The following is a 22,026-nucleotide window of genomic DNA, read 5'->3' on the forward strand; positions in this document are numbered from 1 at the left end:
GGGGCGTCTGCGCGGGCGTCTGCGCGGGCGCCTTCGCGCGCGCGCCGGGCGAGGGGCGCGGGGCGTTGGCGTGGGCATTGGCCGGGGCGGGCCTGGCGCGGCGCGGCGATCGGCGCCCGGCGCCGGAGCGTTTGGATGACGTCAAGACCACGGACCTTTCCTGCGCGCACGCGGCGCGCCGGAGCGCGGCACGCCGGTCGGCTGCTCTCGCGTCCGGCGCACGGAGTCAAGCCCGCGCCCGTCGCCCGGGGCGGATTTCGCCATCTCCAGCAGCGCGGCGATGCGGTTTTCCATCTTCGGATGCGTGGAAAACAGGCTGTCCACGCCGCGCCCGCTCAGCGGGTTGACGATGAACATATGCGCCGAGGCCGGGTCGCGCTCGGCGCGCTGCATGGGGGTCGCCCGCCCGCCGCCGCCGATCTTTTGCAGCGCCGAGGCCAGCCACAGCGGGTTGCGGCAGATCCTCGCGCCCTCGCGGTCGGCGGCGTATTCGCGGGTGCGCGAGATCAGCATCTGGATCAGCATGGCGATCATCGGCGCCAGCAGCGCCGCGATCAGCACGCCGACGAAGCCCATGGGGTTGTCGCGGTTGCGTCCGCCGCCGAAAAACATGCCGAACTGCGCCAGCATGGAGATCGCCCCGCCCATGGTGGCGGCGATGGTCATGATCAGCGTGTCGCGATTGCGGATATGGGCGAGCTCATGGGCCATGACCCCGGCGAGCTCCTCGCGGCTGAGCGAGCGCAGCAGCCCGGTGGTGGCGGCGACCGCGGCGTTTTCGGGGCTGCGCCCGGTGGCGAAGGCGTTGGGCTGGGCCTCGTCGATGATGTAGATCTTTGGCATCGGCAGCCCGGCGTTGCGGGACAGTTCGGCCATCAGCGCATGAAATTCCGGGGCCGAGGCGCGGGTGACGGGCTGCGCGCCGTAGCGGTGGAGCACCGCCTTGTCCGAGGACCACCAGGCCCAGGCGTTGGTCGCCAGCGCGACCATGAAGGCGATCGCCATGCCGGGCGCGCCGCCGATCATCCAGCCCACGCCCATGAACAGCGCGGTGAGGAAGGCCAGAAGGGCTGCGGTCTTGACGTAGTTCATTTCGGTCTCGCGAATTTGCCTCTCGACATGGGGCGGGTTAGGTGAGGTCGGGGGCGCGGGCGCGCCGGTTGCGGAGAGTCATATATGTCCGAGGACGGGAACGCGGAAGACGGGCGCGCAAAAACACGCCGGCTGGACGCGGCGGCGGCGCGGGCGCTGGCCGAGGCGGCGGCGCGGCGCGCACAGGCGGATTCGACCGGCGCGCCGCCGCGCCCGGTGGAGCTTGGCGGGCGCGACGGCCCCGAACCCACGCGCTACGGCGACTGGGAGCGCAACGGCGTGATCAGCGACTTCTGATCGTTTCGGCGGCGCGGCCCCTTGCCGCCGGCCCGGATTCGGGACCCGCGCCGGGGGGCGGCGTCATGTCGCGGCGATGCGCCCTGCGCTCGATGCCAGACGCCGGCGCCTGCATGCCGCGCGCCGCGGCTGCTGCGCTCAGCCGGCGGTTCGGATCGCCGGGGCCTCGTCGGGGCAGAAGATGTCGTGCAGGGTTTCGACCATTCGGCGCACGCGGCCGTCGGCGAGGCGATAATGCAGGTTCTTGCCGTCGCGGCGGCTTTCCACCAGACCTTCGAGCCGCAGCCGCGCCAGTTGCTGGGAGACCGCCGCCTGGCGCGATTGCAGGATGCGCTCGAGCTCGCTCACCGTGTGATCGCGCTGCACCAGCAGGCACAGGATCATCAGCCTGCCGTCATGGGCCATGGCCTTCAGGAACGACGTCGCCTCGGCGGCGTTGACCAGCATGGGATCGAGATCGGCCGACGCCGCGGCGGAATTCGCCGCCCGGTCGATGCGCGCCTCTGCGCCAAATGCCATTCGCTTTCTCCACCCCGATCAGCCCCGGTCGGGCGATGGCCGCGATCCGGGGGGCGTCTCTGAACTCGTCCATGAGCCCGTCATGAAGGCGCTCACGAACGCGCCCAACAATCCGCCCGTCAATCCGCCCGGTCAGATGACCCGGCTGTGACGCGCGCCGCCGGATTCAAAATACGCATCGAATGCGGAAGCCACAAGCCGTGTCCAGTTGCGGCCGGTCTCGCGGATCTCGAATCCGCCGTCCCGTGGGGCGAGACAGCCCGCCAGTTCGCCCTCCATGAGCCGCTGCGCGATGTCGAGGCAGGGGGCGGCGAAATCGCCGAAGCTTTCGGTCAGCGCCGCGCCGTCGAAGCGGAAATCGCACATCAGGCGTTCGATGACATGGGCGCGCATGCGGTCGTCGAGCGTCATTGCGCGGCCCCTGACCACCGGCAGCGCGCCGCCGGCGACCCGGTTCTGGTAATCCGCCGTCACCGGGGCGTTCTGCGCGTAGCCCTGCGGCAGGCGCGAAATCGCCGAGGCGCCGAGCCCGATCAGCGTCAGGTTGGAATCATCCGTATAGCCCTGGAAATTGCGCCGCAGGGTTCCGGCCGCCGCCGCCTTGGCCAGCCCGTCGCCGGGCAGGGCGAAATGGTCTATGCCCACGGGCACGTAGCCCGCCTCGGTCAGCAGCCGCACCGCCAGCGCCGATTGCGCCAGCCGCGCCGGCCCGTCGGGCAGGGCCTCCTCGGGGATCGCGCGCTGGCGGCGCGCCATCCAGGGCACATGCGCATAGCCGTAAAGCGCCACCCGGTCGGGGGCGAGGCCGATCAGCTGTTCCAGCGTGCGCCCGAGGCTGGCTTCGGTCTGGAAGGGCAGGCCGTAAAGCGCATCGACGTTGATGCCCTTGACGCCGCGCGCGCGCAGCCCGCCGATCACGTCGCGGGTCATCTCCCAGCCTTGCATGCGGTTGATGGTCGCCTGCACCTTGCGGTCGAAATCCTGCACCCCGATGGAGGCGCGGTTGACCCCGCCCGCGGCGAAGGCGTCGAGCCGCGCCTCGGTCATGTCGCGGGGGTCGATCTCCACCGCCACCTCGGCGCCGGGGGCCAGCGGCAGGGTTTCGCGCAGCAGCGCGTAGAGGTCGGTTATCTCGCCGGGCGACAGAACCGTGGGCGATCCGCCGCCCCAATGCATATGCGCGATTCGCAGGTGGTCCGGGGTCTGGCGGGCGACGTCTTCGATCTCGCGCCCCAGGAAATCCAGATAGCGCGACACCGGCGCGCTGCGGGTCGAACCCTGGGTGCGGCAGGCGCAGAAATAGCACAGCGTGTCGCAGAACGGGACGTGCAGATACAGCGAAACCGGGTCTTCGGGCAGCGCCGAAAGCCAGCGGGCGACCGTGTCCGGGCCGACGTCGCCGGTGAAATGCGGGGCCGTGGGGTAGCTCGTGTAGCGCGGCGCGCGCCGCGACAAGGCGCCCATGTCGGTCGATTCAGGTTTCGCGTTCATGGCGGCGAGGGTAGGGGGGGGGCGCGTCAACATCATTGACCCAGATCAAGTTTCGCGTGAAACTTTCGCCAGCAACAGGGAGCTCATGCATGCCCAACGCCGCCGTCAGACTTGGGCCGATCTCGCGCGATCGCTGTTCGGATTGCCCGATCAGGCATCGGGCGGTGTGCTCCTACTGCGGCAACGCGGAGCTGGAATTCCTCGACGCGATCAAAAGCTACCGCAGCTTTCGCCCCGGCGAGGAGATCACCGCCATGGGCGAGCAGACCGATTTTCTCGGATCGGTGGTGACCGGCGTCGTCAGCCTGTCGCGGATCATGACCGACGGGCGGCGGCAGATGGTGGGGCTGCTGTTCCCTTCGGATTTCATCGGCCGCCCCATGCGCCCCGAGGCCCCCTACGACGCCATCGCGGTCAGCGAGGTGAAGCTGTGCATCTTTTCGCGCACCCGCTTTGAATCGCTGCTGCGCAAGGCCCCGATGCTGGAGCAGCGGCTGCTGGAGATGACGCTGGACGAACTGGATTCGGCGCGCGAATGGATGGTGCTGCTGGGCCGCAAGACCGCGCGCGAGAAGATCGCCACCTTCTTCGCCATCGCGGCGCGGCGCATGGCGGAGGTCAATCGCGTGGAGCTGAAAAACGGCGCCAAGCTGGACCTGCCGCTGACCCGCGAGGACATGGCCGATTATCTCGGGCTCACCATCGAGACCGTCAGCCGCCAGATCGGGGCGCTGAAAAAGGCCGGGGTGATCGAGATGATCGACGCGCGCCACCTGATCATTCCCAACTACAACGCATTGCTGGAAATCGCCGGCGATGACGCGGATGGCGGCCTGATTCCCTAGGTCGCGCCCCCCCTCCCCCCGCGCCCGCGCCCGCCCCCGCATTGTCTGATCCAACGGCATGGCCCAGGCGTTCGGGCATGGGGTCAAGCGCGGGCTCGGGGTGACGCGGATGCCGTGCTTTCCGGGCGCGCCCGACCCGGCGCTGACCCGCCTGCGCGCCCTGCCGCCGGAACCATGCGCGGATATATGGATTCTCACCCGCCCGGATCTACGGAGGGTTGAGCGAATCCGGGCTTTCATGCGATACACGGCCGACGCGTTCCGCCGCCTGAGACCGGTTTTCAATGGTTTCGAAACCCTTGGTGAGGCAGGTGGTCGCGGAAGGGCCGATCGCTTGACCTAGATCAATGTTCCCCCGTGCAACAGGTTGCATAGGGGGCCTGATGCGGGCCCCGGTTCGCAAACACCCTAAAGGACGGAGGGGACGTTGGCTTCTGTAGTGAAACTGGTCGTGCTGGCGGGCATTGCGATATTCGCCATGCTTGCGGCGAGCTGGGGGCGGGATTTCGCATACCAGTTCCATGCGGTGCTGATCCTCGCGATTGCGGTGGGCTTGTTCATCTGGGTGCTGCGCGGCGTGGGCGACAAGAAGCCCGTCGTCGCCGAGGGGCCCGAGGAATACATGGACGACGTGGTCCGCGCCGGCGTCATCGCCACCACATTCTGGGGTGTGATCGGCTTTCTGGTCGGCGTGGTCATCGCCTTTCAGCTGGCCTTTCCCGAACTTAACCTCGAATTGCAGTGGACGGCCTTCGGCCGGCTGCGCCCGCTGCACACCTCGGCGGTGATCTTCGCCTTCGGCGGCAACGCGCTGATCGCCACGTCGTTCTACATCGTGCAGCGCACCTGCGCGGCGCGGCTCTGGGGCGGAAACCTGCCGTGGTTCGTGTTCTGGGGCTATCAGATATTCATCGTGCTGGCGGCCACCGGCTATGTGCTGGGCGTCACGCAGGCGCGCGAATACGCCGAGCCGGAATGGTATGTGGACATCTGGCTGACCATCGTCTGGGTCGCCTATCTGCTGGTGTTCATGGGCACGCTGATCAAGCGCAAGGAACCCCATATCTACGTCGCCAACTGGTTCTTCCTGGCCTTCATCGTCACCGTGGCCATGCTGCACCTGGTCAACAACATGGCGATGCCGGTGTCGATCTGGGGCTCGAAATCCTATTCGCTGTTCGCCGGCGTGCAGGACGCGCTGACGCAGTGGTGGTACGGCCATAACGCGGTGGGCTTCTTCCTGACCGCGGGCTTCCTCGGCATGATGTACTATTTCGTGCCCAAGCAGGCCGAACGCCCGGTGTATTCCTACAAGCTGTCGATCATCCATTTCTGGGCGCTGATCTTCCTCTACATCTGGGCCGGCCCGCACCATCTGCACTACACCGCGCTTCCCGACTGGGCGCAGACGCTGGGCATGGTGTTCTCGATCGTGCTGTGGATGCCCTCCTGGGGCGGCATGATCAACGGCCTGATGACGCTGTCGGGCGCCTGGGACCGGCTGCGCACCGACCCGGTGATCCGCATGATGGTGGTGTCCGTGGGCTTTTACGGCATGTCCACCTTCGAGGGTCCGATGATGGCCATCAAGGCGGTGAACTCGCTCAGCCACTACACCGACTGGACCATTGGCCACGTGCATTCCGGCGCGCTGGGCTGGAACGGCATGATCACCTTCGGCGCGCTCTATTTCCTGACGCCGCGGCTCTGGGGCAAGAAGCGCCTGTATTCGCTGACCCTGGTCAGCTGGCATTTCTGGCTCGCCACCATCGGCATCGTGCTCTACGCGTCCTCCATGTGGGTGTCGGGGATCACCCAGGGGCTGATGTGGCGCGAATACGACAGCCTCGGCTTCCTGGTGAACAGCTTCGCGGACACCGTCGCGGTGCTGCACCCCTACTACGTGATCCGCGGCACCGGCGGTCTGATGTTCCTGACCGGCGCGCTGATCATGGCCTACAATCTGTGGATGACCGTTCGGGTCGGGGAGCCGGCGACCGCCGAATCCGGGCCCGCCGTCGTTCCGGCCGAGTAAGGAGAGCGCGACATGAGCCTCATCAACAAGCATGGCGTGCTGGAACGCAACGCGACGCTGCTGCTCGGCGCTTCGCTGGCGGTTGTCGCCATCGGCGGCATCGTGGAGATCGCGCCGCTGTTCTACCTGGAGAACACCATCGAGGACGTGGAGGGCGTGCGCCCCTATTCCCCGCTGGAGCTCGCCGGGCGGGACATCTACATCCGCGAGGGCTGCTATCTGTGCCACAGTCAGATGATCCGCCCGATGCGCGACGAGGTCGAACGCTACGGCCCGTTCTCGCTGGCGGCGGAAAGCCAGTACGATCACCCGTTCCAGTGGGGATCGAAGCGCACCGGGCCGGACCTGGCCCGGGTCGGCGGGCGGTATTCGGACGCCTGGCACGTGGATCACATGCAGGATCCCCGCGACCTGGTGCCTGAATCGATCATGCCCACCTACGGGCATCTGATCGAGACGCCGCTGGATTTCGAATACATCGCCGATCATCTGGTGGCCAACCGTCGCGTCGGAGTGCCCTATTCCGACGAGATGATCGAAACCGCCAAGGCCGACGTGCTGGCGCAGGTCGACCCGGACGGCGACGATTTCGACGCCTTCATGGAACGCTACCCCAAGGCGCAGGTGCGCAATTTCGACGGGCGCCGCGAAATCACCGAACTGGACGCGCTGATCGCCTATCTGCAGGTGCTTGGCACCATGGTCGATTTCTCGACCTACGAAGTCGAAACCAACCGCTGAGGAGAACGGGAACATGGACACCTATACGCTTCTCAGGGAATTCGCGGACAGCTGGATGCTGCTGGCCCTGTCGGTGATCTTCGCCGGAATCGTGATCTACACGCTGCGTCCGGGAAGCCGGAAGCTGCATGACGACATCGCCAATATTCCGCTGCGCCACGATGACAAGCTGTCGTCCGACCCGCGCAGCGCCGGGGAGAAATGAGATGGCGGACAAGAAGGAAATCGACGCCCATTCCGGCGTCGAGACCACCGGTCACGAATGGGACGGCATCAAGGAACTGAACAACCCGCTGCCGCTGTGGTGGCTCTACACGCTTTACGCCTGCATCATCTGGGCGGTGCTTTACACCATCGCCTATCCGGCCTGGCCGCTGATCAACGGCGCCACGGGCGGGCTGCTGGGCTATTCCAGCCGCGTCGAGGTGATGGAAAGCATCGCCGAGCATGCGCAATCCCAGAGCGGCTACGTGGATCGCATCGCCGCGCAGGACATCGATTCCGTCGCCGAGGACCCCGAACTGCTGCAATTCGCGCTTGCCGGCGGCGCGTCGGTTTTCCGCAACAATTGCAGCCAGTGCCACGGCGCCGGGGCGGCGGGGGCCAAGGGCTACCCCAACCTGCTCGATGACGACTGGCTCTGGGGCGGCGATCGCGAGACCATCCTGGAAACCATCACCTACGGCGCGCGCAGCCCGGACGAGGAGGACACGAGGGTCTCGGACATGCCCGCCTTCGGCGCCGACGAACTGCTGGAGGACACCGAGATCGCGCAGGTCGTCGAACATGTGCTGGCGATTTCCGGGCAGCCCCATGACGCGGCGCTGGCCGCCGAGGGCGCGGCGGTGTTCGAGGAAAACTGCGCCGCCTGCCACGGCGATGACGGCGCCGGCACGCCGGAGCTTGGCGCGCCCAATCTGGCGGACGCGATCTGGCTGTATGGCGGCGACCGGGAAACCATCACCCAGACCGTCACCAACAGTCGCGCCGGCATGATGCCGGCATGGCGCAGCCGCCTGAGCGACGCGCAGATGAAGCAGGTCGCGCTCTACGTGCATTCGTTGGGCGGCGGTCAGTAGGCGATCGGCGCCGGCCTTGCGGCCGGGCCATGCGACCGGCGGGCGGCGACGCCCGGCGCGCTCCCTCCCGCCGCCCCTCCGGGCGGACGGGGGGGCGTTTCGTTTCCGGCGCCGGGGCGCGGCGGCGGGGCGCGCCAAGGTCCGGGGCAGGATCAATACCCGACTGTCAGGTTCGCCATACCCGAAGGGATTCGCGCGAATTCAGCATGTCTTCAGCAAGACCTGCCACGAAAAGGCGCATCTCCATGTCGTGTTTTTCGCCGGCGAGTTGATCTCGATCAAAGCGCGTGCCGGGGCGCAGGCCCAGAACCAGCGTCACCAAATCGAAAAAGAGGCCCTTCATGAGCGTGAATGATTCCGACGGCGGTTCAGGCGGCAAGCTCTACGCCGCGCGCATCCCGGTGTTTCCGCGCCGGGTGAAGGGCAATTTCCGGACGTTGAAATGGTGGCTGCTGGGCATGATGCTCACCGTCTACTACATCATGCCGTGGATCCGCTGGGACCGCGGCCCGGACATGCCGGACCAGGCGGTGCTGCTGGATCTGGCCAGCCGCCGGTTCTTTTTCTTCTGGATCGAGATCTGGCCGCAGGAATTCTACTACGTCGCCGGCCTGCTGATCATGGCCGGGCTGGGGCTGTTCCTGTTCACCTCGGCGCTGGGCCGGGTCTGGTGCGGCTACGCCTGCCCGCAAACGGTGTGGACCGACCTTTTCATTCTGGTGGAACGCTGGATCGAGGGCGACCGCAACGCCCGCGTCAAGCTGCACAAGCAGAAATACAACGCCCGTAAACTGCGCCTGCGCCTGACGAAATGGGCGGTCTGGCTGCTGATCGGGCTGGCGACCGGCGGCGCCTGGGTGTTCTATTTCGCCGACGCGCCGACGCTGTTGGCGGATCTGCTGACCGGGCGGGCGCATTTCGTCGCCTACGCTTCGATCGCCGTGCTCACCGCCACCACCTTCTTCTTCGGCGGCTTCGCGCGCGAACAGATCTGCATCTACGCCTGCCCCTGGCCGCGCATCCAGGGCGCGATGATGGATGAGGACACGCTGCTGGTCACCTATCGCGACTGGCGCGGCGAACCCCGCGGCAAGCATCGCAAGAAGGCCGGCGCCGAGGATCTCGGCGACTGCATCGACTGCAACGCCTGCGTCGCGGTCTGCCCCATGGGCATCGACATCCGCGACGGCGAGCAACTGGAATGCATCACCTGCGCGCTGTGCATCGACGCCTGCGACGACGTGATGGACAAGATCGGCAAGCCGCGCGGGCTGATCGACTATTGCACCATCACCGACAACCAGGCCGCCAGCGAAGGCAAGCCGACCAAACCGGTGTGGCGGCACATCGTGCGCCCTCGCACCCTGCTCTACACCACGCTTTGGGCCGGCATCGGCATCGCCATGGTGGTGTCGCTGTTCATGCGCGATTCCATCGACCTCACGGTGGCGCGGGACCGCAATCCCACCTATGTGACGCTTTCGGACGGCGCGATCCGCAACGGCTACACGGTGAAGGTGATCAACAAGAACAACAGCCCGCACAGGTTCCGCATTTCCCATCGGTCCGAGGATCTGCCGCTGAAGACCGCCGTGCAGGGGCTGGACTGGCTGGAATTCGAAGTCGAGGCCGACAGGCTGCGCAGCCTGCGCGTGTTCCTGACCACGCTGCCTTTCGCCAGGCCCGTCGAACGCGCCGACGTGGAGATCTGGATCGAGGACCTGGACACCCGCGAACGCGTCAAGGCGGACACGGTGTTCCTCGGCCCCAAGACGGGAGGCTGACCATGACCAAGCCGTTTACCGGGCGCAAGTTCCTGGCGGTGACCGTGGGCTTCTTCGCCGTCATCTTCGCGGTGAATTTCTACATGATGTATCGCGCCGTCAGCGGGTTTCCGGGGCTGGTGGTGAAAAGCTCCTACCAAGCCGGGGTCGGCTTTGACGAACGCCGCGCCGCGCAGGAGGCGCTGGGCTGGCGCATGCAGGCGCGCTACGAGGACGGCGGCGTGCTGGTGCGCATGTCCGATCGCGACGGCGCGCCGCTGCAGGGCCTGTCCCTGCGCGCCACGATCGGACGCCCCGCCACCGATGTGGAGGACCGCGAGGTGGCCTTCGCGGCCGTCGCCGAGGGCTATCGCGGGCCGACGCCGCTCGCCCCCGGCCGCTGGTCGGTGATGCTCAAGGCGCGCGACGGGCGGGGGCGCAAATACGAGGCCCGGGCCGAGATCTACGTCGAGCCCGACAGCTGATGGACGCGCTGGCTCCGGATGCGCCCGGCGCCAGCGCCGACGCCGACGCGCCCGACGCGCCCGGCCTTGCGGGCGGATGCTGCCCCGCCGGCGCGGCGCTGGACGCGGCGCGCATCGGCGGGCTTGAACGCTGGGCGCGGGAACTGGCCCCCGGGCGGATGCGGCTTGACCTGCTGGCCCCCGACCTGCATTGCGCCGCCTGCATCCGCAACGTCGAAACCGGCCTGGTGGGCCGCGCCGACGCGCTGCGCCCCGAGGGCGCCGCGGGCGTGCTGGCGGCAAGGGTCAATCTTTCGCAACGCCGCGTGGCGGTGGAATACGACCCCGCGCGCACCGACCCGCAGGGCGTCATCGACGCGCTGGCCGGGCTCGGCTACGCCGCTCGCCCCTTCGACGCGGCGGCCATGCGCGACATCGACCGAGACGCCGAGGGGCGCGACCTGCTGGCGCGGATGGCGGTCGCCGGATTCGCGATGATGAACGTGATGCTGCTCTCGGTGTCGGTCTGGTCCGGGGCGGAGGCGGCGACGCGGGACCTGCTGCACTGGGTTTCGGCGCTGATCGCGCTGCCGGCGGTGGCCTTCGCCGGGCTGCCCTTCTACCGTTCGGCCTGGAGCGCGCTGCGGGTGCGCCGGCTCAACATGGACGTGCCGATATCGCTGGCCGTGCTGCTGGCCGCCGGGATCAGCCTGTTCGAGACCGCGCAGGGCGGCCCGGACGCCTATTTCGACGCCTCGGTGTCGCTGCTGTTCTTCCTGCTGCTTGGCCGCTATCTGGACCACCGCACCCGGCGTGCGGCGCGGGTCGCCGCCGCCGAGCTGGTCGGGCTGCAGGCCCATGCCGCGACGCTGGTCGAGAACGGCGCCCGCCGCGCGATTCCGGTCGATGACCTGCGCGCGGGCGATCTGATCGAGATCGCCGCCGGCGAGCGCGCCCCCGCCGACGGCGAGATCGTCGAGGGGCTGTCGGACGTGGACCGGTCCATGATCACCGGCGAGAGCGCCCCCGAGGCCATGGGCCGCGGCGCCGCGATCCATGCCGGGATGCTGAACCTGTCGGCGCCGCTGACGGTGCGGGTCAGCGCCACCGGCGACGACACCCTTCTGGCCGAGATCGCGCGCATGATCGAGGCGGCGGAGCGCGCCAAGACCCGCTACACCCGCTGGGCCGACGCCGCCGCCGGCATCTACGCGCCCGCGGTGCATCTGGCGGCGCTGGCGGCCTTTGTCGGCTGGATGGCGGCGGGCGCGGATCTGCGCGACGCGGTGATGATCGCGGCGGCGGTGCTGATCATCACCTGCCCCTGCGCGCTGGGGCTGGCGGTGCCGGCGGTGCATGCCACGGCCGGCGGGCGGCTGTTTCGCGCCGGCGTGTTTCTCAAGGACGGCGCGGCGCTGGAACGGCTGGCGGATATCGACATGGCGGCGTTCGACAAGACCGGAACGCTCACCACCGGCGCGCCGGAATTTCTGGACGGCCCCGATGATCCCGCCGCCTGGGCGGCGGCGCTGGCGCTGGCGCAGGTCAGCCGCCACCCCTTCGCGGCGGCGCTGGCGGTCGCGGCGCGGGCGCGCGGCGTGATCCCCGCGGCGGCGACGGCGCTGCGCGAGGTTCCCGGCTGCGGCGTCGAGGGCGAGATCGCGGGCCGGCGCGCCCGGCTCGGCCGTCCGGACTGGTGCGGCGCCGGGGATGACGGCGACGCCTCGGCGGTCTGGCTCGCCATCGGCGAATCGGCGCCGCAGCGCTTTGAATTCGAGGACCCGTTGAAGGAGGACGCGGCCGCGGTGGTGGCGGCGCTGAAGGCGCAGGGGCTGGAGGTCTGGCTGATCTCGGGCGACGCGCCCGGCCCGGTGCGCCGCGCCGCGCAGGCCGCGGGGATCGACCATTTCGTCGCCCGCGCCGCGCCGGCCGAGAAACTGGCGCTGCTGGAAGGCTGGGCGGCGGAGGGGCGCCGCGCGCTGATGGTCGGCGACGGGGTGAACGACGCCCCGGCGCTGGCGGCGGCCTCGGTGTCGCTGTCCCCGGCCTCGGCGGCGGATGTGAGCCGGGCGGCGGCGGGGATGGTGTTCACCGGCGCGCATCTGGCCCCGGTGCTGACGGCGCTGCGCGTGGCCCGCGCCGCGCGCCGCCGGGCGCTGGAGAATTTCGCGCTGGCGGCGGTCTACAACCTTGTGGCGGTGCCGCTGGCGGCGCTTGGCTTCGTCACGCCGCTGGCGGCGGCGCTGGCCATGTCGGGGTCGTCGATCGTGGTGACGCTGAACGCGCTCAGGCTGAGGCGGGTGTCATGACGGTTCTGCTCGTGCTGATCCCGATCTCGATTTTCCTGGGCCTCTGCGGGCTGGGCGCGTTCCTGTGGTCGCTGCGCACGGATCAATACCGGGATCTGGAGGGCGACGCGGCGCGGATCCTGTTTGACGAGGAGGACCGTCCGCGCGCCGATCCCTCGCGCAAGCGGCGCGCGGACAGCGGGTCGGAGACGGAGCCGGAGGACCGGCGGTCCTAGGCGCGCCCATGGCGGCCGGATTGCGTTTCGCGGCGGGGTCCGGGCGAGGCCTTCAGGCGGCGGGCCCGCCCGGCGTGTCCGGCGTGCGGGCGTCAGAACAGAAAGTCATCCGCGTCGATGTCGCCTGCCGCGCCGAGCGCGATCACCACCGTGTCGCCAAAGGCGATGCGGGCGTCGTCGCCGGCGGCGGAAACGGCGATGTCGTCGAAACCGAGGCCAAGCCCGCGCAGGTCGATCCGGTCGGCGCCGTGGAAATCGGCGATGCGATCGGCGCCGTCGCGCATGCCGAACCTGAACAGGTCGCGCCCGCCGCCGCCAACCAGGAAATCATCGCCGGCGCCGCCCACGAGGCGATCGGCCCCGGCGCCGCCCTGAAGCCGGTCATGGCCGCCGCCGCCCTTCAGCAGGTCGCGTCCGGCTCCGGCGCGCAGATTGTCGGCGCCCCCCCCGCCCAGCAGCCGGTCGGCGCCGCCGCCGCCGAGGAGCCTGTCGGCGCCCGCGTCGCCGCGCAGCCGGTCGGCCCCGGCGCCGCCGCGCAGCAGGTCGTCGCCGCCCAGGCCGCGCAGGGAATCCGCGCCCTGCTGGCCGCGGAGGATATTGTCGCCGTCATTGCCGGCGATGACGTTGCGCTGGGCGCTGCCGGTGGCGTCGATATCCGCATTGCCCAGCAGCCTGGCCGCGCGCACGCCGGAAACCAGCTTCACGTCGGTCGAGACCTCGATGCGTTCGCCATCCACCAGGTCGAGCTTGATGTTCCGGAGTCCGGCGGTCAGGTCGATCTTGACCCGGTGATCCAGATCGGGGCCGCTGAACACCACCCGCACCGGCCCTTCGGCGGCGATCTGGTAGCCGCCCGCGGCGTGGGTTTCGACCCTGCCGAGCCCGGGCAGGCGCACGGTGACGCCGCCCATGCCCTCGCCCATGGAATAGACGCCGTCGCCGTCGGCGTCACGATAGGCCACGCCCAGCAGCTGCGGCGCGTCGTCGAGCCGCGCGCCAAGCATCTGCGTGACCAGATAGGGGCCGACGCTGGTCGAGGCGTCGCTGTCCGCGATCACGCCGATGCCGATCTCGGTGACGTCCCTGGCGATCAGGTTCACCCGATGCCCGGCCGGGGTCTGCATGCCGTTGGCGCCGTAGCCCCAGTCGATGACGAAGCCGGCATGGGCGTGTTCGGGATTCTGGGAATAGGAATAGACGTTTTCGCGCAGGGCGGCGAAATCATAGCCTTGCGCCGCGGCGCGCCCGCCGAGCGAGGGTTCGAGGTATTCGGCTTCGCTGATGACGCCGTTGCCGTCGGCGTCGCGATAGAGCCGGTGGCTCTGCGCGTCCTCGGCCTGCATCAGCTGCGAATGGCCGAGCGCGGCGCTGGCCAGCGCCTCGTTCCAGGCCAGCGGCGCCGCCGCGCCGAGCGCCCCGAGCTGGGCTTTCAGCGCGTCCATGCCGACGCCGAAATAGCGGATCGCGCCGGTGACGTAGAGATCCTCCGACTGCCCGGCGGCGGCGTCGGAGATCAGCCGATCGAATTCGCCGCTCGGATCAAGGCGGAAACGGTTGATGAGTTCGAGCGTCATTTGCTCGAAACTGCCTGCTCCCGGCATCGGCGCACCCCCATGCGACCTCCCCACGCAGGACGCCCCCACGACGCCCGCGGCCGGTCCTGAGACTGGCCGCGGCGATGATGGGCGGCGGGCGTAAAGGAAATCTCAACGCGGCGGCGCGCGTCTGGGGAATCAGGGTTACCGGCGCCAGGCGCGGAATCGGGGCTACTGGGCGGCGGCGGATTCTGCGGCGGATTCTGCGGCGGGTTCGGCGGCGGCGTCCTGTTCGGCGAGGAAGCGTTCGGCCTCGAGCGCCGCCATGCAGCCCATGCCCGCCGAGGTCACGGCCTGGCGATAGACATGGTCGGTGACGTCGCCGGCGGCGAACACGCCCGGGACCGAGGTCGCCGTGCTGCCGGGCGTGGTCACCACATAGCCGCCGAAATGGGTTTCGAGCTGGTCCTTCACCAATTCGGATGACGGCGCGTGGCCGATGGCGATGAACACCCCGGCGCAGGGGATTTCCGCGGTCGCGCCGGTCCGGGCGTGGCGCACGCGCACCCCGGTGACGCCGCGCGGGTCCTCCTCGCCGAGCACTTCGTCGAGCACGTGATCCCAGAGCACCTCGATCTTGGGATGCTTCAGCAGCCGGTTCTGCAGGATCTTTTCGGCGCGCAGGCTGTCGCGACGATGGATCAGCGTCACCTTGGTGGCGAAATTGGTGAGGAACAGGGCTTCCTCCACGGCGGTGTTGCCGCCGCCGATCACCGTCACCTCCTTGCCGCGATAGAAGAAACCGTCGCAGGTGGCGCAGGCCGAGACCCCGAACCCCTGGAATTTCTCCTCGCTGGGCAGGCCGAGCCAGCGGGCCTGGGCGCCGGTGGCCAGAATGACCGCGTCGGCCAGCCAGACCGCGCCGGCGTCGCCTTGCGCGCGGAACGGGCGGGCGGACAGGTCGAGCTTGCCGACGATGTCGGCGACGATCTCGGTCCCGACGGCGCGGGCGTGGGATTCCATGCGCTGCATCAGGTCGGGGCCCTGCACCTCGACGTCGCCGGGCCAGTTTTCGACCTCCGTGGTGATGGTCAGCTGTCCGCCGGGCTGGATGCCCTGCACCAGCACCGGCGCCAGCATGGCGCGCGAGGCGTAGACCCCCGCCGTATAGCCCGCCGGGCCGGAGCCGATGATGAGAACCCTGACGCGGCGAGGTTCGGAATTGGGCGCGGGCATGGCGGGCTCCTGTCTTTGACGTTGCCGCTATATAGGGCGGGGCGGGGCGCAAGGGAAGAACCGCCCTCGCCCCGCAAACCCTGCTTGCGCGCGCCGAAACCCGAGCGGCGCCCCGCCCGCCCGCCCGCGCGCTCAGCTTGCGCCGCGCGCAAGCAGGGTTTGCGATTGCGCCGCCGCCGCGTCGGTTTCGCGCAGGGGGCGAAAACCGCCGGCGGGGGGCGGGGCGTCGAGCGGCGCGGCGGCGGCGCAATCGCGCAGGGCGGCGTGAAAGGCCGCGAGCTTGGGCGACAGTTTCGCCGCCGGGGCGATGCGCAGGGGCTTGCCGGTTGCGGCGGCCTCGCTGGCCATGTTGACGGAATCGCCGGTGACGACGATTTCGTCGGCCAGCGCCAGCATCGCCGCGTAGGGGTTCGGGGCGGCGTCGGCGGGATCCCAGATCCAGCCGCGTCCGCCAAGGGCCTGGGCGAGCGCCGCCAGCGCCGCGGGCGGCGTGCGGCGCGAAGGCGTGACCCAGACCTGTGCGCCCTCGGCCGCCCGCGCCGCCAGCCAGCGCCCGAGCGCGGCGAATTCCGGCGCGCCGATGCGCGCCGCGCCGCTGGGGCCGCCGAGCAGCGCGGCGATGCGCGGGCGGCCCGGGCCGCGCAAGGGGTCGGGCGCGGATTTCGCGGCTTCGGCAAGGCTGTCGCGGGTGATCCGGGTCAGCGCGCCGATGGTGGCGATGACGTTGGGGCCGCGCAGCCGGTCATGGCGCGGCGCCAGCACCGCGTCGAAACGATCGAGCGGCATCTGCGGGTCGAGGATCTGCGCCGCCTGCGTCGCGCCGCCCGACAGGGCGCGCAGGGCCGCGACCAGCGGCGCGCTGCGCCGCCCGGCCCCGATCGCCAGTCCGGGCCAGGGGCGGGCGAGCGCGGCGCCCCGATCGGTCAGCCCCGAGAACGGCCAGCCGCCCTCGCGCGCGCCCAGCGCCGCCCAGACCCGCGCCGGCAGCCGCGCGGCGGCCGGTTTCGGGGCGATGCGCTTCACCTCGATCGCCGCGCCGGCAAAGGCGCCGGCGCCGCGCCGCGCCAGCGCCTCGGCCAGCCCGAGCGCCGGGTTTTCGTTGCCGGGGCGCCCGTCGGTCACCACCCAGATGCGCGGCGCTGCGTTTGGCGATTCCGCCATGCTGATTTCCATTTCTTGCGCGTTGGCGTAATATTATTGCCTTGTATCGCCTGTTTCGGATTATTAGAAGAAAGAACACCCCGGCACGCATTCGGCCGCCGGGGCGCAGGGATCGCCGCGCAAGGCGCGCGCCTGCGTTCGCCGACAGCAGATGACAGGCAAGCGATGCCCAGCGCCAAGCTCGACCCGATCGACCGGAAAATCCTCGCCGAGCTTCAGGATGACGGCCGCATGACCAATGTGGAGCTGTCGCGGCGGGTGGGCATCTCGGCCCCGCCCTGCCTGCGCCGGGTGCGCACGCTGGAGGAGACCGGCTTCATCGAGGGCTACCACGCCCGGGTCAACGCCCGGGAGCTGGGCTTCGAGGTCTCGGTGTTCGCCATGGTCAGCCTGAAAAGCCAGGCCGAGGCGGATCTGAGCGCCTTCGAGGACCGGGCGCGCGGCTGGCCGCTGGCGCGCGAATGCCACATGCTGAACGGCGAGATCGATTTCATCCTCAAATGCGTGGCGCCGGATCTTTCGACGTTTCAGAATTTCCTCACCGAGGAGCTGACCTCGGCGCCCAACGTGGCCAGCGTCAAGACCTCGCTGGTGATCCGCTGCGCCAAGCACGAACCGGGGGTGCCCTTCGACGTGCTGGAGGAGCGGGCCGCGCATCGCGACTGAACCGGTCGCCGGGCCGGATGGGGGTCGGGGCCGGTTGGGGGCGGATAGGATAGGATAGGTCCCCGGGTCCGGCGAACACGCGAAAAAAATCAGAAACCCGGCTTGCCTTCGATTGCCGCGACGACCGGCGGCAGGCGGCGGAAGCGATCCGCCGCGCCCGCGGCGAGACGCGCCAGCGCCTGGCGGTCAAGCCGCGCCCAGCCCGACAGGCCGCGACCGCCCGGGGCCAGCGGCGCGGCGCTGCGAAACGCCCCGATCCAGTCGTCGCGTTCATCGCGCACCTGCCAGTCCACCGCCAGCGTCACCGGGCCGGCGTCGGGATCGCGGGCCAGCGCCGCGGCGCCTTCGCTCACCGCGCCGCGCAGCGCGAACCAGCGTGGCGCGGCGTCGCGTTCGGCGATGGCGGCGGGCGGGCCGAGGCGCAGGGCCACCGCCCGCGCGATGCGCCGCCCGACGGTTTCGGGCGCGCCGGTCACGGCGTCGATCCCGGCCAGGGCGCGGTCCGACAGCCGGGCCATGGGCGGGGTGAATTCAGGCGTCGGCGCGGGGGCGGGCGCGGCGCAGGCGGCGAGGGGCGCCAGCAGGGCAAAGGCCAGCGGCTTCATCGAATCGCCAGATCCAGCGGCAGGCGCGACAGCGGCTCGGACCCGGTTTCGGTCAGCACCGAGGTCCGCCCCAGCGTCATCGCCGCGCCGCTGTCGCTGTCCATCAGGATCATGTGCAGAAAAAACACCATGTTGGGCGCCATCACCGTCGCCGCGCCTTCGAAAAACATCTGCGCCTCCATCCAGCTTGGCGAAAACCGCGCCCCCAGCGCGTAGCCGCAGGCGTTGAGCCGGTGCGCCGACAGCCCGCGTTGGTCAAGCGCGCGCGCATGGGCGTCGAACACCTCGGCCATGGGGCGGCCCGGGACCAGCGCCGCCTCGCAATCGGCGAGCGCGGCCAGCGCCGCCGCGTGCAGGCGGCGATGGGCGTTGCGCGGTTCGCCGATGACCACAGTGCGCATCAGCGCCGCGTGGTAATGGCGCCAGACCCCGGCCCATTCCAGGGTCAGCTGATCGCGCGCGGCCAGTCGCCGCCGCCCGGACTGGTAGCGGCACAGCAGCGCCGCCTCGCCCGATCCGATGATGAATTCATTGGCCGGATAATCGCCGCCGCGGGCGAAGACCTCGCCCTGCATGGCGGCGAGGATCGTTGATTCCTCCGCCCCCGCCTCGATCAGCGGCAGGGCGGTTTCATAGGCGGCGTCGCCGATTTCCGCGGCCTTGCGCGTAAACGCCAGTTCGGCCGGGCTTTTCACCAGCCGCAACGATGAAACCAGGTCCGAGGCGGTCACCAGATCCGCGCGGCCCTCGAGCCGTGCGGCCACCCGCCCGCCATTCAGCGCGGTCAGGCCGTGGGTGTCGATCTCCCACCCCAGCCGCTTGCCCCAGAGGCCGAGATCGTCGAGCGTCGCCCAGAGATCCGCCGAGGGGTCGACGCCGGCGCCGTCGCGCCAGACCCGGATGTCGGCCACGTTGGAGGTGATCGCCGCCTGGCGCAGATCCGCCGAGCGCACCAGCAGCGCCACACGGTCAGGCGTCACTGCGAGGCACTGGAAAAAGCAATAGCCGAAGGTGTCGAACCCGGTCAGCCAGTACTGGCTTTCCGGCGCGAACAGAAGCAGGCCGTCAAGGTTTCGCGCCGCCATCAGCCTGCGGGTCGCGGCAAGGCGCGCGGCGAATTCCTCGGGGGCGAAATGCTGCATCAGAGGTATTTCGGCAGCGTGATGACCGAGGCGAGCCGGCCATAGTCGCGTTCGTTGAAATGGGTGGCGCGGCGGTAGGAATGGAAGCGCTCGCGGTCCTCGTAGGTGCAGCGCCCGACCCAGCCGCAGTCGAACACCGCCGCGTCGCGCAGGCGGTCGAGGCAGAAGGCGGGCAGGTTGAACATCGGTTTGCCGCGCGGGCCGGCGGCGAAGAAACGGCTGTGGTCCGGGTCCTCGTCGCAGAAGCGTTCGAAGAAGTCCGGGCCGACCTCGTAGGCGCGCTGGCTGATGCAGGGACCGATGGCGGCGGCGATGTCGTCGCGCCTGGCGCCGAGGCTTTCCATCAGCGCCACGGTGGCCTGCAGCACCCCGTCGAGCGCCCCGCGCCAGCCCGCATGGGCGGCGGCGATCACCCCGGCCTTCTGGTCGGCGAGCAGCACCGGCGCGCAATCGGCGCTGAGCACCCCCAGCGCCAGCCCCCGGACAGCGGTGACCATGGCGTCGGCGCGAGGCGGCGGATCCTGCGGGGCGTCCAGCGCCACGGCCTGCGCCGAATGCACCTGATGCATGAATTGCAGGCGGTCGGGCAGCAGCCCCATGGCCTCGGCCACGCGGGCGCGGTTTTCAGCCACCGCCGCCGCGTCGTCATCCGAGCCCGCCCCGCAATTCAGCGTCTTGTAGAGCGAGGTCGAGACCCCGCCCTTGCGTGTGAAAAACCCGTGTCGCGGGCCGTCGGACCCGAAATCCAGCTCGTCGGCGGTGAGAATCTCAAGCTTCATCGGGCGCTCCAAAACCGGGGGGCGAGGGTTGGTCGGGGCCGGAAAGCGCCAGCGCCTTGAAGAGGCTCCCCATTTCATCCGCGTGGGTCAAGCGCCGATATGCGGCGATGATGGCGTCGACGGGATCGGGGGCGCCCGTCTTGCGGCGGTCCGCCGCCGCGCGGGCCAGCGCCTGCGCGCGCGCGCCGACGCCGAGGCGTTCCAGCAGCGCCCCCTGGGTCAGCAGCGGATGCGCGCGCGCGCCGGCGCTGCGCGCGGCGCGGGCCAGCGCGGCGAAATCCACATGCGCGGTCAGGTCGGCCTCGCCTGGATCGCGCATGGGATCGACCGGCTTGTGGGCGCGCAGGGCCTGGAATGTGTCCCCGCCCATGGCCGGCGTCGCGCCGTACCCGTAATCGACGATCAGCGCCCCGCCGCCCCATCGCGCCAGCCTTGCGCCGATCTCGCCCGCCACGCGTTCGGACACCGGCGAGATTTCGCGCATGGCGCCCTCGGGCGCGGCTTCGTCAAAGGGGATCGCCGGACCGACGGCCAGCGTCAGCCGGTCCTCGACCAGCCCGATCACGCGTTCCCGCCAGCGCCCGTTCAGGCGCTGGAACTGGCGGATCGGCAGGGCGTCGAAAAATTCGTTGGCCAGCAGGATCATCGGCCCCGCCGGAACCTGCGCCAGCCGGTCGACCCAATGGGGGCGTTGCGTCCCGCCCAGCGCCCGCGACTGCGCTTCGCGCAGCGCGGGGCTGGTCTCCACCAGCCAGACCGAGACCGCGGACGCAAACCCCGGGACCCGGCGCGCCGCGCGCAGGGCGTCGGCCATCAGCGTGCCGCGCCCGGGGCCGAGTTCGACCAGTGCGGCGCGCGCCGGGCGGCCCATGTCGATCCAGACCTGCGCCGCCCACAGCCCCAGCAATTCGCCGAACATCTGGCTGATTTCCGGCGCGGTGACGAAATCCCCCGCCGCGCCCAGCGGGTCGCGGGTGATGTAATAGCCGTGTTCGGGATGCCCGAGGCACAGCGCCATGTAATCGGACAGCCGCATGGGCCCGTCCTGCGCGATGCGCCGACGGATGATGCGCGCAAGCGCGGTCACGGGGCGTCGGGGGGGACGGCAGGCATGGGCTACGGGCTGGCCTGGACCGTGCCGGCGTTGCGGGCGCGCAGCAGGATCGCGACGCCGATCAGGATCATCGGCAGCGACAGGATCTGGCCCATGGTCAGCCCGGTCGCGGCGGAGAATTGCAGCGCATGGCCCAGCGGGTTGCCCGGCGACTGAAAGATCGCGTCGGGCTGGCGCACCAGTTCCACCAGCGAGCGCGCGACGCCGTAGCCGACGAAAAACACCCCGATCATCGCGCCCGGCGTCTTCAGCCAGCCGCGCCGCGCGCCGAGGGCCCACATGACCAGGAACAGCAGCGCGCCCTCCAGCCCCGCTTCGTACAGCTGCGAGGGGTGGCGCGGCTGATCGCCGCCGCCGGGAAAGGCGATCGCCCAGGGCAGATCCGAGACCCGGCCCCACAGCTCGCCATTGATGAAATTCGCCAGCCGCCCCAACAGCAGCCCGATGGGCGCCGCCATGGCCACGCAGTCGCCGACGCTCGGCAGCGGCAGCCCGTTGCGGCGGCAAAACATCCAGACCCCGGCCATCACCCCGATGAAGCCGCCATGGAACGACATGCCGCCGTTCCAGACCTGCAGGATTTCCGATGGATTCGCCGCGTAATAGCCCGGCTGGTAAAACAGCACGAAGCCCAGCCGCCCGCCGATGATCACGCCGGTGACCATCCAGGTGAGCAGGTCCTCGGGCTGGGCCGGGGTCATGGGGGGCGCGTCGCGCCACAGATCCGGCTGGCGCACCAGCCAGACCACGTAGCGCCAGGCCAGCACCAGCCCGGCGATATAGGCCAGCGCATACCAGCGCAGGGCGAAGGTCATGCCGAACGCGTCCAGCGAGAAGATCACCGGGTCGATGTTCGGGAAGGGCAGCGCGAACATGGCGTGGTCTCCTGTCCGGCGCCGGTCTCGGCCCCGTGATTGCCTGGTTCCGGCGGCGACGGC

23 protein-coding genes are annotated in these 22,026 nt (G+C 70.0%); 11 read left to right on the forward strand and 12 right to left on the reverse strand.

Features of this window, described 5'->3' with window-relative positions:
• Nucleotides 1-141: 141 nt before the first annotated feature.
• Nucleotides 142-1,092, reverse strand: a complete 951-nt coding sequence (gene htpX / locus AC1HC7_RS18625; RefSeq protein WP_479497963.1) for a zinc metalloprotease HtpX — start codon at nucleotides 1,090-1,092, stop codon at nucleotides 142-144.
• Nucleotides 1,093-1,176: 84 nt separating this feature from the next.
• Here htpX and AC1HC7_RS18630 point away from each other — a divergent pair, with 84 nt between their 5' ends.
• A complete protein-coding gene (locus AC1HC7_RS18630) occupies nucleotides 1,177-1,389 on the forward strand; it encodes a DUF1674 domain-containing protein (RefSeq protein WP_479497964.1) in 213 nt (70 codons plus the stop codon).
• 138 nt (nucleotides 1,390-1,527) lie between these two features.
• Here the strand turns inward: AC1HC7_RS18630 and AC1HC7_RS18635 are convergent, their stop codons facing one another.
• Together AC1HC7_RS18635 and hemN are read right to left on the reverse strand one after the other, a co-directional pair.
• Nucleotides 1,528-1,908, reverse strand: coding sequence for a metalloregulator ArsR/SmtB family transcription factor (locus tag AC1HC7_RS18635; RefSeq protein WP_479497965.1), 381 nt, complete (start codon nucleotides 1,906-1,908; stop codon nucleotides 1,528-1,530).
• A gap of 132 nt (nucleotides 1,909-2,040) precedes the next feature.
• Nucleotides 2,041-3,372, reverse strand: coding sequence for an oxygen-independent coproporphyrinogen III oxidase (gene hemN / locus AC1HC7_RS18640; protein WP_479499309.1), 1,332 nt, complete (start codon nucleotides 3,370-3,372; stop codon nucleotides 2,041-2,043).
• 116 nt (nucleotides 3,373-3,488) lie between these two features.
• On the opposite strand from hemN, the gene fnrL reads away from it, so the two are divergent.
• The 5 genes from fnrL to ccoP all read left to right on the forward strand — a co-directional run bounded on the left by fnrL (nucleotide 3,489) and on the right by ccoP (nucleotide 8,099).
• Nucleotides 3,489-4,244 carry a transcriptional regulator FnrL gene (gene fnrL / locus AC1HC7_RS18645; RefSeq protein ID WP_479497967.1) on the forward strand — a complete coding sequence of 252 codons (756 nt, stop codon included), beginning with the start codon at nucleotides 3,489-3,491 and terminating at the stop codon, nucleotides 4,242-4,244.
• Nucleotides 4,245-4,671: 427 nt separating this feature from the next.
• Nucleotides 4,672-6,279, forward strand: coding sequence for a cytochrome-c oxidase, cbb3-type subunit I (gene ccoN, locus AC1HC7_RS18650; protein WP_479497968.1), 1,608 nt, complete (start codon nucleotides 4,672-4,674; stop codon nucleotides 6,277-6,279).
• A 12-nt stretch (nucleotides 6,280-6,291) separates the two neighbouring features.
• Nucleotides 6,292-7,020, forward strand: a complete 729-nt coding sequence (gene ccoO, locus AC1HC7_RS18655) for a cytochrome-c oxidase, cbb3-type subunit II (RefSeq protein WP_479497969.1) — start codon at nucleotides 6,292-6,294, stop codon at nucleotides 7,018-7,020.
• Nucleotides 7,021-7,033: 13 nt separating this feature from the next.
• Nucleotides 7,034-7,225, forward strand: a complete 192-nt coding sequence (locus tag AC1HC7_RS18660; RefSeq protein ID WP_479497970.1) for a cbb3-type cytochrome c oxidase subunit 3 — start codon at nucleotides 7,034-7,036, stop codon at nucleotides 7,223-7,225.
• Nucleotide 7,226: 1 nt separating this feature from the next.
• A complete protein-coding gene (ccoP, locus tag AC1HC7_RS18665) occupies nucleotides 7,227-8,099 on the forward strand; it encodes a cytochrome-c oxidase, cbb3-type subunit III (RefSeq protein WP_479497971.1) in 873 nt (290 codons plus the stop codon).
• 166 nt (nucleotides 8,100-8,265) lie between these two features.
• Here the strand turns inward: ccoP and AC1HC7_RS18670 are convergent, their stop codons facing one another.
• Nucleotides 8,266-8,442, reverse strand: coding sequence for a hypothetical protein (locus AC1HC7_RS18670; protein WP_479499310.1), 177 nt, complete (start codon nucleotides 8,440-8,442; stop codon nucleotides 8,266-8,268).
• Between AC1HC7_RS18670 and ccoG the strand changes: the two genes are divergently transcribed.
• From ccoG to ccoS, 4 genes are read left to right on the forward strand one after another with little or no spacing between them, the layout of a single operon-like run.
• Nucleotides 8,441-9,883: a cytochrome c oxidase accessory protein CcoG gene (ccoG, locus tag AC1HC7_RS18675; RefSeq protein ID WP_479497973.1), complete on the forward strand. Its 1,443-nt coding sequence runs from the start codon at nucleotides 8,441-8,443 to the stop codon at nucleotides 9,881-9,883. The two genes, AC1HC7_RS18670 and ccoG, sit on opposite strands and share 2 nt — an antisense overlap.
• A gap of 2 nt (nucleotides 9,884-9,885) precedes the next feature.
• Nucleotides 9,886-10,347 carry a FixH family protein gene (locus AC1HC7_RS18680; RefSeq protein WP_479497974.1) on the forward strand — a complete coding sequence of 154 codons (462 nt, stop codon included), beginning with the start codon at nucleotides 9,886-9,888 and terminating at the stop codon, nucleotides 10,345-10,347.
• On the forward strand, nucleotides 10,347-12,635 hold the full coding sequence (locus AC1HC7_RS18685; RefSeq protein ID WP_479497975.1) for a heavy metal translocating P-type ATPase: 2,289 nt from the start codon (nucleotides 10,347-10,349) through the stop codon (nucleotides 12,633-12,635). Before AC1HC7_RS18680 ends, AC1HC7_RS18685 begins: the two co-directional genes overlap by 1 nt.
• A complete protein-coding gene (ccoS, locus tag AC1HC7_RS18690) occupies nucleotides 12,632-12,850 on the forward strand; it encodes a cbb3-type cytochrome oxidase assembly protein CcoS (RefSeq protein ID WP_479497976.1) in 219 nt (72 codons plus the stop codon). The genes AC1HC7_RS18685 and ccoS overlap by 4 nt, the downstream gene beginning before the upstream one ends.
• A 92-nt stretch (nucleotides 12,851-12,942) precedes the next feature.
• Here ccoS and AC1HC7_RS18695 read toward each other — a convergent pair whose 3' ends face one another.
• The 3 genes from AC1HC7_RS18695 to AC1HC7_RS18705 form a co-directional block, all read right to left on the reverse strand.
• Nucleotides 12,943-14,424 carry a CAP domain-containing protein gene (locus tag AC1HC7_RS18695; protein WP_479497977.1) on the reverse strand — a complete coding sequence of 494 codons (1,482 nt, stop codon included), beginning with the start codon at nucleotides 14,422-14,424 and terminating at the stop codon, nucleotides 12,943-12,945.
• 192 nt (nucleotides 14,425-14,616) lie between these two features.
• Nucleotides 14,617-15,621 carry a thioredoxin-disulfide reductase gene (trxB, locus tag AC1HC7_RS18700; RefSeq protein ID WP_479497978.1) on the reverse strand — a complete coding sequence of 335 codons (1,005 nt, stop codon included), beginning with the start codon at nucleotides 15,619-15,621 and terminating at the stop codon, nucleotides 14,617-14,619.
• Nucleotides 15,622-15,753: 132 nt separating this feature from the next.
• Nucleotides 15,754-16,782, reverse strand: a complete 1,029-nt coding sequence (locus AC1HC7_RS18705) for a mitochondrial fission ELM1 family protein (RefSeq protein WP_479497979.1) — start codon at nucleotides 16,780-16,782, stop codon at nucleotides 15,754-15,756.
• Nucleotides 16,783-16,947: 165 nt separating this feature from the next.
• On the opposite strand from AC1HC7_RS18705, the gene AC1HC7_RS18710 reads away from it, so the two are divergent.
• The gene (locus AC1HC7_RS18710; protein WP_479497980.1) at nucleotides 16,948-17,448 is read left to right on the forward strand and encodes an Lrp/AsnC family transcriptional regulator; all 501 of its coding nucleotides are present in this window, start codon (nucleotides 16,948-16,950) and stop codon (nucleotides 17,446-17,448) included.
• A gap of 89 nt (nucleotides 17,449-17,537) precedes the next feature.
• Here AC1HC7_RS18710 and AC1HC7_RS18715 read toward each other — a convergent pair whose 3' ends face one another.
• Genes AC1HC7_RS18715 through lgt form a run of 5 tightly spaced genes read right to left on the reverse strand, consistent with a single transcriptional unit; the run spans nucleotide 17,538 to nucleotide 21,963 of the window.
• Nucleotides 17,538-18,053 (reverse strand): hypothetical protein, encoded by a 516-nt coding sequence (locus AC1HC7_RS18715; RefSeq protein ID WP_479497981.1) that lies wholly within the window; start codon nucleotides 18,051-18,053, stop codon nucleotides 17,538-17,540.
• Nucleotides 18,050-19,195 carry a M24 family metallopeptidase gene (locus AC1HC7_RS18720; protein ID WP_479497982.1) on the reverse strand — a complete coding sequence of 382 codons (1,146 nt, stop codon included), beginning with the start codon at nucleotides 19,193-19,195 and terminating at the stop codon, nucleotides 18,050-18,052. Before AC1HC7_RS18720 ends, AC1HC7_RS18715 begins: the two co-directional genes overlap by 4 nt.
• Complete coding sequence (gene pgeF, locus AC1HC7_RS18725) at nucleotides 19,195-19,974, reverse strand: peptidoglycan editing factor PgeF (RefSeq protein ID WP_479497983.1); 780 nt, start codon at nucleotides 19,972-19,974, stop codon at nucleotides 19,195-19,197. Before pgeF ends, AC1HC7_RS18720 begins: the two co-directional genes overlap by 1 nt.
• Nucleotides 19,964-21,061, reverse strand: coding sequence for a class I SAM-dependent methyltransferase (locus tag AC1HC7_RS18730; protein ID WP_479497984.1), 1,098 nt, complete (start codon nucleotides 21,059-21,061; stop codon nucleotides 19,964-19,966). The genes pgeF and AC1HC7_RS18730 overlap by 11 nt, the downstream gene beginning before the upstream one ends.
• 29 nt (nucleotides 21,062-21,090) lie before the next feature.
• A complete protein-coding gene (gene lgt / locus AC1HC7_RS18735; protein WP_479497985.1) occupies nucleotides 21,091-21,963 on the reverse strand; it encodes a prolipoprotein diacylglyceryl transferase in 873 nt (290 codons plus the stop codon).
• Nucleotides 21,964-22,026: the final 63 nt, after the last annotated feature.

The organism is Oceanicella sp., from assembly GCF_056449545.1.